This window comes from Isoptericola sp. BMS4 (assembly GCF_011634835.1).
Taxonomy (GTDB): Bacteria; Actinomycetota; Actinomycetes; order Actinomycetales; family Cellulomonadaceae; genus Isoptericola.
Genome location: NZ_SIRP01000001.1, coordinates 464913 through 476988 on the forward strand (window position 1 = coordinate 464913; position 12076 = coordinate 476988).

Annotated in this window: 7 protein-coding genes; 3 read left to right on the plus strand and 4 right to left on the minus strand. The window is 73.1% G+C overall.

Annotation, left to right across the window (positions count from 1 at the left end):
• Positions 1 to 22: 22 nt before the first annotated feature.
• From EYB28_RS02070 to EYB28_RS02080, 3 genes are all read left to right on the plus strand, one after another.
• A complete protein-coding gene (locus EYB28_RS02070) occupies positions 23 to 2140 on the plus strand; it encodes a TIM-barrel domain-containing protein (RefSeq protein WP_240930346.1) in 2118 nt (705 codons plus the stop codon).
• 236 nt (positions 2141 to 2376) lie between these two features.
• Positions 2377 to 5046 (plus strand): LamG-like jellyroll fold domain-containing protein, encoded by a 2670-nt coding sequence (locus EYB28_RS02075; RefSeq protein ID WP_166844438.1) that lies wholly within the window; start codon positions 2377 to 2379, stop codon positions 5044 to 5046.
• A gap of 148 nt (positions 5047 to 5194) precedes the next feature.
• The gene (locus tag EYB28_RS02080; RefSeq protein WP_240930347.1) at positions 5195 to 9049 is read left to right on the plus strand and encodes a LamG-like jellyroll fold domain-containing protein; all 3855 of its coding nucleotides are present in this window, start codon (positions 5195 to 5197) and stop codon (positions 9047 to 9049) included.
• A gap of 79 nt (positions 9050 to 9128) precedes the next feature.
• Here EYB28_RS02080 and EYB28_RS20570 read toward each other — a convergent pair whose 3' ends face one another.
• The 4 genes from EYB28_RS20570 to EYB28_RS02105 form a co-directional block, all read right to left on the minus strand.
• Positions 9129 to 9614 (minus strand): excalibur calcium-binding domain-containing protein, encoded by a 486-nt coding sequence (locus EYB28_RS20570; RefSeq protein WP_370459427.1) that lies wholly within the window; start codon positions 9612 to 9614, stop codon positions 9129 to 9131.
• 175 nt (positions 9615 to 9789) lie between these two features.
• On the minus strand, positions 9790 to 11055 hold the full coding sequence (locus tag EYB28_RS02095) for a beta-ketoacyl synthase (RefSeq protein WP_370459428.1): 1266 nt from the start codon (positions 11053 to 11055) through the stop codon (positions 9790 to 9792).
• A gap of 164 nt (positions 11056 to 11219) precedes the next feature.
• On the minus strand, positions 11220 to 11744 hold the full coding sequence (locus EYB28_RS02100; protein WP_166844444.1) for an O-acetyl-ADP-ribose deacetylase: 525 nt from the start codon (positions 11742 to 11744) through the stop codon (positions 11220 to 11222).
• Between the two features lie 10 nt (positions 11745 to 11754).
• Positions 11755 to 11973: a PspC domain-containing protein gene (locus EYB28_RS02105; RefSeq protein ID WP_166844446.1), complete on the minus strand. Its 219-nt coding sequence runs from the start codon at positions 11971 to 11973 to the stop codon at positions 11755 to 11757.
• Positions 11974 to 12076: the final 103 nt, after the last annotated feature.

Consider the following 12076-nt stretch of genomic DNA (forward strand, 5'->3'; position numbering starts at 1 on the left):
CGTGACCGTCGAAGGAGACCCGGTGACCGACACGACCACTCCGAGCCCCGCGCCGTCCGGCGCCGCCTCGCCGATCCGCGCCGACGGCGCCCGCCTGACCTGGCGCGGCGGCGGCGAGACACTCGTCGTCGAGCCGTGGGGCCGCGACAGCGTGCGCGTGCGCGCCACCGTCATGGGCGACGTCGAGGACACGGACTGGGCGCTGCTGCCGCCCGACCCGGCAGCGCACGCCGGCGCGAGCGTCGAGCTCCGCGACGACGGCGCCACACTGCGCCACGGCGCGATCCGCGTCGAGCTCACCGCATCGTCGTGGTTCCACGAGCCCGTGGGCCACGAGGTGTCCCGGTGCGAGCTGGCGTTCTACGACGCCGACGGTCGCCTGCTGTTCCGCGAGCTCGGCCGCGGCGGGTCGCTGGACCTGCGGGCCCGGCGCTTCCGCCCCCGGCCGGGGGACGACGGGCACACCCTCACGGCGTCGTTCGAGGCCGACCCGCGCGAGCGGCTCGCCGGGATGGGGCAGTACCAGCAGCACGTGCTGGACCTCAAGGGCTCGACCTTCGAGCTGGCGCACCGCAACTCGCAGGCATCCGTGCCGTTCGTCGTCTCCAGCGCCGGGTACGGGTTCCTGTGGCACGACCCGGCGATCGGGCGGGCCACGTTCGCCCGCAACCGCACCGAGTGGCACGCGGAGTCCACGCGCCAGCTCGACTACTGGGTGACGGCCGGGGCCACGCCGCCGGCGATCGCCCGCAACTACGCCGACGCGACCGGGCACGCCCCGATGATGCCGGAGCGCGGCCTCGGGTTCTGGCAGTGCAAGCTGCGGTACTGGAACCAGGGGCAGCTCCTCGAGGTGGCGCGGGAGCACAAGCGCCGCGGCCTGCCGCTCGACGTGATCGTGGCCGACTTCTTCCACTGGCCCCGCATGGGCGACTACCGGTTCGAGGAGGAGTTCTGGCCCGACCCGGCGGCGATGGTCGCCGAGCTGCGCGAGCTCGGCGTCGAGCTCATGGTCTCCGTCTGGCCGCAGGTCTCGCTGGAGTCGGAGAACTTCGCGGAGCTGCGGCGGAACAACCTGCTCGTCCGTGCCGACCGCGGCGTCGACGTGCAGATGTCGTTCGAGGGCCCGAGCGTCTTCCTCGACGTCACGAACCCCGAGGCGCGCACCTGGCTGGCCGACACCCTGGCGCGGAACTACGGCGCGCACGGCATCCGCACGTACTGGCTGGACGAGGCCGAGCCGGAGTTCGGCGTCTACGACCACGACGCCTACCGCACCCACGCCGGCCCCTACCAGCGCGTCGGCAACCTCTACCCGCAGGCGTTCTCCCGCGCCGTCCACGAGGCGCAGCGGGCGGCCGGCGAGACCGAGGTCGTCAACCTCGTGCGCTGCGCCTGGGCGGGGAGCCAGCGGTACGGCGCCCTGGCCTGGTCGGGCGACGTCTCCTCCACCTGGGAGGACCTGGCCCGCCAGGTCACCGCCGGCATCCACATGGGCGTCGCCGGGATCCCCTGGTTCACCACCGACATCGGCGGCTTCCACCGCGGCGACGTGCGCGACCCCGCGTTCCACGAGCTGCTGGTGCGCTGGTTCCAGCTCGGCGCGTTCAGCCCGGTGATGCGGCTGCACGGCGACCGGCTCCCGTACGAGGAGGTCACCGCCGCGGACGGGTCGCGGCGCCTGCGCTCGGGCGGCCCCAACGAGCTGTGGAGCTTCGGCGACGAGGTGTACCGGGTGCTGGAGCGCTACGTGCACCTGCGCGAGTCGCTGCGCCCGTACGTGCGCGAGGTGATGCGTGCCGCGCACACCGACGGCCAGCCCGTGATGCGCGGCCTCTTCCACGACTTCCCCCACGACCCTCGGGCCTGGGAGGTCGACGACCAGTTCCTGCTCGGTCCGGACGTGCTCGTCGCGCCGGTGATCACGCCCGGGGCGCGCGAGCGCGACGTCCACCTGCCGGACGGCGCGTCCTGGACGGACGCGGCCACCGGCCGGGTGCACGACGGCGGCACGACGGTCCGTGCGGCCGCCCCGCTCGACGTCGTGCCCGTGTTCCTGCGGGACGGCGCGCTGGGCCACCTGGTGGGGCGGACCGCGGGAGATGTCGGCGCCGGGAGCGACGGCGGGCCGGCGACCTGACCACCCGATGGGGCGGCGGTTGCTCGACGGCGGTCGTCGAACCGGTTCGGCAGGTGGTGGAGCGTGACGAGAGAGGAGGGCGGACGAGACACCCCGGCCTGCCGGGGCAGATCCACGACATTCGCACGATCACGTCCGCGGAGGGCACGACGCAGTGTCGTCCGCCTCACACGAGGAGTACGAAGATGTCTCTGACGAGAAGATCACCGTCGCCGGTCCCGCGTCGGCGGGTCGCGATGACGGCCGTCACGGCCGTGAGCGCCGTGGCGCTCGGCACCGTGGGCGCCGCCGTGAGCACGACGACGGCGGCGGCCGAACCGGGCCCGGAGTCGACCCTGGTCGTCGAGGCCGACCAGCCGTTCCGCGAGGTCTCCCACGTGGCGACCGGGTCGCTGTACGGCATCGCCGACGAGGGTGTGCCGTCCGACGACCTCATCGCCCCGATCAAGCCGAACACGTTCGTGCAGATGCCGCCCGGGGGCCGGCAGCAGCCCACGGGCGACGCCCTCGACGCGTGGCAGACCGCCGCGCGGCACGACGCCGGCATCGTCATCCGGCTCTGCGACTACTACCCGGGCTGGCCGTACCGGTTCAGCTGGGAGAACACCGACGACCGCAAGGCGTGGGAGGACGTCATCCGGGACGTCGTGGCCGACGTGAAGGCCTCCGGGGCGACCAACATCGTGGCCTACGCCCCGTGGAACGAGTCCGACAACACCTGGCTGGAGGAGAACGGCACCTTCGAGGAGCTGTGGGAGTTCAGCTACCGCGTGCTCCGTGAGGAGCTCGGGCCGGACGTCCCGATCCAGGGGCCGAGCTTCTCGGACAACATCTCCGACATGCGCCAGTTCCTCGAGTTCGCGAAGGAGACGGACACCGTCCCCGACGTGCTCGAGTGGCACGAGCTCATCCGGTCGTCGAAGATCCAGGGCGACGTCGAGTCGGTGCGTGCCATGCTCGACGAGCTGGGCCTGCCCGATCTCCCGATCGACATCGCCGAGTACGCGTCCCCGGGCGAGGTGGGCCTGCCGGGCCCGCTGGTCGGGTACATCTCCAAGTTCGAGCGGTTCGGCATCGACCGCGCCGAGCTCGCCTTCTGGAACCAGTCCGGAACACTGGGCGACCTGCTCGTGGAGCGTGGAGGGGCGCCCAACGGCGCCTACTGGCTGTACACCTGGTACGCCGACATGGTCGGGGACATGGTCACCACGACCCCACCGTCGAACGAGAGCCCGCTGGACGGCGCGGCCTCGGTGAACGACACCAAGGACGAGGTGCGGATCATCGCGGGCGGCCAGAGCGGGCCGACCTCGATCGAGGTCAACGGCCTCGATCAGCTCGCCCTCGGCGACGACGTCAACGTCAAGCTCGAGGTCACGCCGTCGTACGGGCGCACGACGCCGACCGACGGGCCGATCACCGTCTCGGAGACGACGTACACCGTCGGCGACGACGGGTCGATCACCGTGCCCGTCGTGATGAATCCTGCGTACGGCTACCACGTCGTCGTGTCCGAGGCGGGGGAGGCCCGGAGCCTGGCCGGCACCTACACGCTCGACAACGTGAACTCCGGCCTGCCGCTCGGCATCGCGGACGACGGCGTCGTGCAGGCCGCGGCGGGCGAGGGACGCACGTGGGAGGTTCGAGACGCCGGCGCCGGCCTCCACACGGTGGTGGACACGGCGAGCGGACAGCTCCTCGGCGCGCAGCCGGAGACCACCGGCAACGGAGCACCCGCCGTCGTCGGACCCGAGGACGGGAGCGATCGCCAGCTGTGGCAGCTCGTCCCGGACGGCAAGGGCAACGTCCGCCTGGCCAACTATGCGACGGGCCTCACGCTCGGCGTCGAGCAGATGAGCACCGAACCCGGCGCCTCCGTGGTTCAGTGGACCGACGGCTCGACGTCGGCGGGCTGCACCCCGGACGGACCGCGCCAGGTCGGGAGGATCGGGACGGCGCTCGACCTGTGCGGCACCGACTCGTACGTCACGCTGCCGGACGGCGTCGTCGACGGGCTCGACGGCGACTGGTCGTTCACCGCGTGGGTGAAGCCGGCTGCGCTGCCCACGTGGGCCCGGGTGTTCGACATCGGCTCCGGGTCCGGATCGAGCATGTTCCTCACGCTCAACGCGGGGAGCGGTCCGCGCTTCGCCATCACCACGAGCGGAGCCGGTGGCGAGCAGCGCCTCGACTACCCGGGGCAGAACCTTCCGCTCGGCGAGTGGTCGCAGGTCACCGTCACGGTGTCGGGCACCACCGGCACGCTGTACGTGAACGGCGAGGCTGTCGCATCCAACGAGGGAATCACGATCTCGCCGGCCGACCTCGGCGCCTCCACCGGGCGGAACTGGCTCGGCAGGTCGCAGTACGGGGCCGACCCGGCCTTCGACGGCGCGTTGGACGACGTCGCGATCTACAGCCGTGCCCTGTCCGCGGCCGAGGTCTCCGGCCTGGCCGCCGGGCAGCCCGCCGACGGCGACGTGGTCGGCTACGCCTTCGACGAGGCCGACGGCGGCACCACCGTGGTCGACTCCTCGGGCAACGGGCACGACGGCACGCTCACGGTCCGGTCGGGTGGCACCGGCGACACGACCGCGACGGACGAGGAGACCGCCGACCGGTTCTGGACCCTGACGCCGGCGAGCCCGCTGGGCGTCGAGGTCGCGACCGAGTGCCGAGGGACGCAGGCGTTCGTCGTGGTCGAGGCGACCAACCTCACGAGCGCCCGCACCGACACGACCGTGACCGCTCTCGGTGAGTCGAGGGAACGAGACGTGCTGAAGCCTGGCCAGTCCTGGCGGACGCCGTTCGCAGCAGACGCTTCAGCGCTCGGTTCCGGGTCGGTGACGGTCGTGGCAGACGGCGTCGAGACGACCCACGCGTACGAGGGCATCAGCTGCAGCTGAGAAGCGCCTGGACCCGGCGGTCGGTCGCCGTCTGCCCTGGCACAGGGCAGACGGCGACCGACCGCCTCGTGCGCGAGATCACCGAACAGAGAGAAAGGACTCGACGATGAGGACGACACGTTCACGACGCAGACCGCGGTGGGTCGCGGTGGCACTACCCACGGCGTTGGCTCTGGCGGCCGGTGGGGGAGCTCTTGCCCCGCCCGCCGCGGCTGACGAGGTCCCGGCGCCCGACCTGCACTACACGATGGACGACGTCGACGGCACCACGGTGCCCGACACGTCCGGCCACGGCCTCGACGGGACGATCTCCGGGGACGCGAGCGTCATCGACCTGGACGACGCCGAGGGCGGCGGCTCCGCGCTCGACCTGGCCGGTGGCGCCGACGGCGGGTACGTGACGATCCCGCGCGGCGCCCTCGAGGGCGCCGCCGACCTCACCGTGTCGGCGCGCGTGCGCTGGGACGGCGGCGGCGCCTGGCAGCGTGTCTACGACCTCGGTACCGACACGTCGCGCTACCTGTTCACCACGCCGTCGAACGGCGACGGCGACCTGCGCACCGCGGTCACGACGGACGGTGGGGGCGGCGAGTCCCAGGTGACCGGGCACGGCGCGCTGCGGGAGGGCGACTGGGTCACCCTCACCACGACCCTCGACACCGACGCCGACCGGGTCACCACCTACCTCGACGGCGTCGCCGTCGCCTCGGCCGCGACCCCGGTGAGCGCCGGCGAGCTGCTCACCGACGGGGCGGCCGCGGCCGGGTACCTCGGCAGGTCGTTCTACCCGGACCCGCTGCTCGACGGCGCGATCGCGGACTTCCGCATCTACCGCGCCGCGCTGAGCGCGGAGCAGGTGGCGGGCCTCGTGGGGGAGACTCCCGCCATGACGGGACTCACGCAGGACACCTTCGAGGTCCGCACCATGGTCCAGGCCGCACCGGACCTGCCCGAGGCCGTGCGGGCGACGTACTCCGACGGCTACGACCGTGACGTCCCGATCGTCTGGGAGGACGTCGACCCGGCGCGGTACGCCGAGCCGGGCGAGCTCACCGTGACCGGCGATGCCGCCGGCGCCGTCGTGACCGCACAGGTCACCGTGCACCGCGGGGAGATCCGCGTCGACCTCGGCACCGACACCGGCGACTTCCACGGCGGGGCGTCGGGCACCCTCTACGGCCTGTACGGCGACGGGCTGCCCAGCGACAACCTCCTCGAGGGCATGGGCGTGCGCACGGTGTCCACCAAGGCGCAGGACGGTCCGCAGCACCCGGGCGCCGACGCGCTCGAGGTGGTGCGGCCCCTCGCCGACGCCACCGACGGCGACGTGTACATCTACATGACCGACATCCACCGCGGGTTCCCCTACCAGTGGCCCGGGGACACCCCCGACGAGAAGCTCGACGGCTTCGTCGACAAGATCGCCACCCAGGTGGACCAGGTGCTCGAGCTGCCGGCCGAGTACCGGGACAACATCGTCTTCGTGCCGTTCAACGAGCCCGAGGGCAACATGTTCGGCACCGGCGAGTGGAGCTACGACAGGACGTCGTGGCTGGACGACCCCACCGACTACCTCGCCGCCTGGGACCGGGTGTACGGACTCATCAAGGACCGGATGCCGGAGGCGCGCATCGCCGGGCCGAACACGAGCATCCTCTACGACCAGGTGAAGGGCTTCCTGGCCCACACCGTCGAGGCCGGGACCGTGCCCGACATCATCACCTGGCACGAGCTCAGCCACCCGCAGCGGATCCGCCAGTCCGTGGAGCGGTACCGCACCTGGGAGGCCGACGTCTTCGCCGGCACCGAGCACGAGGGCACCGAGCTGCCGGTCAACGTCAACGAGTACGCGTTCAACTACCACACGTCCGTGCCCGGCCAGATGATCCAGTGGATGTCCGCCATCGAGGACTCCAAGGTCGACGCGATGATCGCGTTCTGGAACATCAACGGGAACCTGTCCGACTCCGCGGTGCAGTCCAACCGCGGCAACGGCCAGTGGTGGCTCTACAACGCGTACTCGCGGATGTCCGGCCGCACCGTCGAGGTGACGCCGCCGTTCCCGGGCCAGAACTACACGCTGCAGGGCGTGTCGACGCTCGACGAGGACCGCGCCCTGTCGCGCACCATCGTCGGCGGCGCCGACGGCGCGGCGCCCGTGGAGCTGGTGAACGTGCCCGCCGACGTCTTCGGCGACGACGTCCGCGTCACCGTGCGGGAGATCCCGTGGACCGGCCAGCTCGGCGACTCCGCCCAGCCGTGGCACCTCGCCGAGTACACCGCGCCGGTGGCGGACGGGAAGGTCGCCGTCGAGTTCGACGGCGAGGACCTGCCGCTGCTGCGCGAGTCGTCGGCGTACGAGATCGTCGTGACCCCGGCCGGCGCCGGGGACACGACCGCCGCCGCGCCCACGCTGTGGGACGGCAGCTACGAGGCCGAGGACGCCGTCCACACCGGCTCCGGGTACTCGAAGAACGGGCCGGAGGGCTCGCCGTCCGACGTCGGCAAGTTCTACACCTCCGGCGGGTACGACGTCGGCGGCCTGCGCACCGGCTCCGACGTCGTGCTCGACTTCGAGGTGACGGTCCCCGAGGACGGCACCTACGACCTGTCCGTCTTCGCGAACAGCCTCAACACGTTCGACGCCGTGGCCGAGCAGGGCCCGACCAACGTCTTCGTGCGCGTCGACGGCGGTGCCGAGCAGGAGATCCACCTGCCGCTCGGCTACAAGTGGGTGGTCTGGGACCACGCCGACACCACCGTCGAGCTGACCGCCGGCACGCACACGATCTCCCTCGCGGCCCAGGGTCTGGACGGCGGCGCCACCCAGGGAGACGCCATCGTCGACCGGATCACCCTGTCGCTGCCGAACCCCGACGCCGAGGCGGACGTCTACGAGGCGGAGCACGCGTCGCTGGCCGGCGGGAGCGCCGTCTACGCGGCGCCCGACGGCGTGGACGCGGCCACCGTGTCCGGCGCCGGCGGCGTCCGGCTCGCCGAGGGCGAGTCGGCCACCTTCTGGGTGTACGGCGACACCGACGCCGAGAAGACGCTCGGCGTCGACGTGCTCGGCGCCGGTGCGGGCACCGTGGCCGTCAACGGTCACGACGTGCTCGACCTCGACGGGTCCTCGCGGGTGGCCGCCCACCTCGCCGGCGGCGTCAACAAGGTCGTCGTCACCGGTGGCGCGGGCGGCGTCGTCGTCGACCGCCTCACCGTCGCGGCCGGGACCGGGGCGCTCGCGGCCACCGCCTACCAGGCGGAGCACGCGGAGCTCGCGGGCGCGGCCACGGTCACGGAGCTCTCGCTCGCGGAGGGCGGCAAGGCCGTCTCCGGCGTCGGCGGCGAGCCGGGCAACGACGCGGCGCTCACGTTCCGCGTCGACGCCGCCGAGGCGGGCCCGCACGCGGTCGTCTTCCGGTACTCCAACCCGGAGCAGGTGGACGGCACGCACTACAACCCGAACCCGGTCGCACGGCACGCGGACATCGCCGTCAACGGCGGCGAGCCGCAGCGGGAGATGTTCGTCCCGACGTTCCACGCGAACAACTTCTGGGAGCGCACCGTGGTGCTCGACCTCGCTGCGGGGGAGAACACCGTCACCCTGCGGTCCGAGGAGGCCACCAACTGGGACGGCGAGACCTACGCCTCCGAGACCTGGCCGGCCGACTACAACCTGGAGGCCGACGAGGCGCCGATCGTCGACCGGATCACGGTGTCGCCACTGCGGGCGCCGACCAGCCCGGTGGACGTCGAGGTCGGCACGCAGTGCCGCGGCAAGACGTCGTTCGTGGTCGTGCGCGCGACCAACGTGACCGGCGAGCGGGTCGCGGTCTCCGTCGAGGCGCTCGGCGACACGCGGGAGCGGGACGTGCTTCAGCCCGGCAAGTCGTGGCGGCAGCCGTTCGGCGCCGGCGTCCGCACGCTCGACGCGGGGAAGGTGACCGTCACCGCGGGCGGTGTCACGACGACGCACCCGTACGACGCCACCAGCTGCGGCTGACGGGTTGCCGTACCGACGTAGCGCCCGCTGTCACTTCCCGCACGGGATGTGACAGCGGGCGCTACGTCGCCGGGTGGCGTCATTCGCAAGCCACGCCGTCGCCGTCGCGATCGAGGTGGCCGCCGTAGCCGGGATCACCGACGTACACCGGCGCCGCTCCGGCAGCGCGGGCGGCGTCGCAGTTCTCGAAGTACGTGTTCGTCGGGGCGGAGTCGACTCCACCGGAGTCCGACGACGTCGTCGTGGATCCGGGTTCGCCGCGGGGACCACGCTCGCCCTGGGGACCCTGCTTGCCGCGCGGTCCCCGTTCGCCGGCAGGCCCCTCCTGGCCTCGGGGGCCTGGCTCACCGCGGGGCCCCTGCTCGCCGGCGGGGCCGGGGGGACCCACGCGGCTGGACGCAGCGGCCTCCTCCAGGTCGTCGATCCGCCCGCCCTGGACGATCAGCGTCACGCCTTGGATCAGCACCAGCAGGACGAGAGCGCTGGTTCCGATCCGCCGGAGAGCCCGAGAGCGGGGTCGATCGGTGGTCGTGCCGTCAGGCATCGATCGTGTCGTCGTCGCCATGGTCAACCTCCCGTGGGGACCTGAGCCGATGCGATGCGGCCCGACGAGGGCTGCCCGCTCCTTCCGATGGTGAGCGAGCGGCTGTCCGCGCGGCAGGATGAAGTCGGCCGACCGCCCCTGCGTTCCCCGGCGCCGTACGCGTCCCGGGAGAACTTCACCCCGAAATTCCCTCGGCTCAGCCCTGGGAGACGACCAGGGCGGCGCTGTGCCCGCCGAAGCCGAAGGCGTCGACGAGGGCGTGGCGGGCCGTCGTCGGCCGGGCCTCGGTGACGACGTCGAGGTCGATGCCCGGGTCGGGGTCGTCCAGGTTGATGGTGGGCGGGAGCGTGCCCCGGCTCAGCGCGAGGAGGGCGACCAGGGCGCCGAGCGCGCCGGAGGCCCCCAGGAGGTGCCCGGTCGACGCCTTCGTCGCGGTCACCGGCGGCGGCGGCCCCAGGGCGGAGCGGAGCGCCACCGCCTCGTTGACGTCGCCGACGGGCGTCGACGTCGCGTGGGCGTGCACCAGCCCGACGTCGGCGGGCTCGATCTCCGCCGAGCGCAGCGCCATGCCGATCGTGCGGGCCTGGTTCTCCGGGTCGCCGCCGACGATGTCGAAGGCGTCCGACGTGAGGGCACCGCCGTCGACCGCCCCCAGCACGGGGGCGCGACGGGCGCGGGCGTGCTCCTCGGCCTCCAGCACCAGCAGCACCGCGCCCTCGCCCATGACGAACCCGTCGCGGCCGGCGTCGAACGGCCGGGAGGCGCGGGACGGGTCGTCGTTGCGGGTCGACAGGGCCCGCACCCGCGCGAACCCGGTGAGCGACAGCGGCACCAGGCTGGCCTCGACGCCCCCGCACACCACGACGTCGGCGCCGCCCGAGCGGATGAGGTCCCGCCCCGCGATGATCGCCTCCGCCCCCGCGGCGCACGCGCTGACCGGGGCCCGGGCTCCCGCCTTCGCGCCCAGGTCGATCGACAGCCATGCGGCGGGGCCGTTCGCCATCGCCATCGTGACCGTGTGGGGCGAGACCCGCCGGTAGCCGTCCGCCATGAGCGTGTCGTGCATGGCCAGCGTGGTGGCGATACCGCCGTGCGCGGTCCCGACGGCTACGCCGAGCCGGGTCGGGTCCACCTCGGGCGACCCGGCGGCGGCCCAGGCCTCGCGCCCGGCGACCAGGGCCAGCTGCTCGGCGCGGTCGCGGGCGCGTCGCTCGGGCACGGCCAGCCCGTGGGCGAAGCGGTCGTCGGCACGGGCGGCGATCCGGACCGGGAGGGACTCCGCCCAGTCCGCCTCGATCGGGCGTGCGCCGCTGCGCCCCGCGAGCAGCGCCGACCAGGTCTCGTCGACCGTGGCCCCGAGGGGGGTCACGGCGCCCGTCCCTGTCACCACCGTTCGTCGCACGTCGTCGTCCCTCCCACGTCCGAGCGCCCCCTGCCCTCGCACGGTGCAAGACCCGTGCACCAGACTGTGCCGCATCGGCGCCCGCCGCGCCGAGGGAAGGCGGCGTCCTGCCGGGCGTGGAGCCGCAGGTGGGGTGGCTTTCCGGCACGAGGGCGCGGTGGGGGCCGCCGGGAGTCGAGCGGGTGAAATCTGCGGACGTCGGGCGCACGCGCCGCGCGGTGGGGTCACACCGTGGCGAGGGCGTCCTCGAACGCGGCCCGCACCGGTGCGTTGAACAGGACGAAGCGGACCTCGTCCATGGCGGCCGGGTTGGCGTCGGCCCACGACCGGGCGGTCGCGACGGCGGTGCGCGCGACCTCGTCGGCGTCCCAGCCGTAGACGCCCGCGCTGACGGCGGGGAACGCGACCGTGCGGGCGCGCACGTCGGCGGCCACGTCGAGGCTGCGGGCGAAGCAGGAGACGAGCAGGGCGGGGTCGGTCTGCCCGCGGTGCCGGTCCGGTCCGACGGTGTGGATCACCCACGTCGCCGGCAGGCCGAAGCCGGGCGTGGCGACGGCGTCGCCGGTCGGGAGCCCGTCGGGGAGGGTGGTGCGGCGCAGCTCGTGGCAGGCCTCGAGCAGCTGCGGGCCCGCGGCGGCGTGGATCGCGCCGTCGACGCCACCGCCGCCCAGCAGCGTCGAGTTCGCGGCGTTGACGACGGCGTCGGTGGTCGCGGTCGTGATGTCTCCGTGCTCGACGACGAGTCTCACGATGCTCCTCTCAGCGCCCCAGGGCCTTGCGCTCGCTCGGCATGAAGATCCAGAACAGGACGTAGGCCAGGACCTGCGGGCCCGGGATGAAGATCGACGCGACCGTGAGGACGCGGACGAGGGTCCTGTTCCACCCGAAGTAGTCGGCGATCCCCGCGCACACGCCGCCGATGACGCGGCCGTGGCTCGGTCGGAAGAACGTGCGGGCGGTCGGGTTCGTGGTGGTCATGACTCGACCGTACGAGCGGCGGACGCCGCTCGGTATCGGGTGACTCCCCGGTTCCGACCCTGACTCAGGATGGGGTGCTCGTGATCGCCAGTGATCGCTTTAC

Coding starts and splice junctions, on each gene's coding strand:
- EYB28_RS02075 (WP_166844438.1), top strand. CDS start 2,377: ATGACGGCCGTCACGGCCGTGAGCGCCGTGGCGCTCGGCACCGTGGGC.
- EYB28_RS20570 (WP_370459427.1), bottom strand. CDS start 9,614: ATGGCGACGACGACACGATCGATGCCTGACGGCACGACCACCGATCGA.
- EYB28_RS02105 (WP_166844446.1), bottom strand. CDS start 11,973: ATGACCACCACGAACCCGACCGCCCGCACGTTCTTCCGACCGAGCCAC.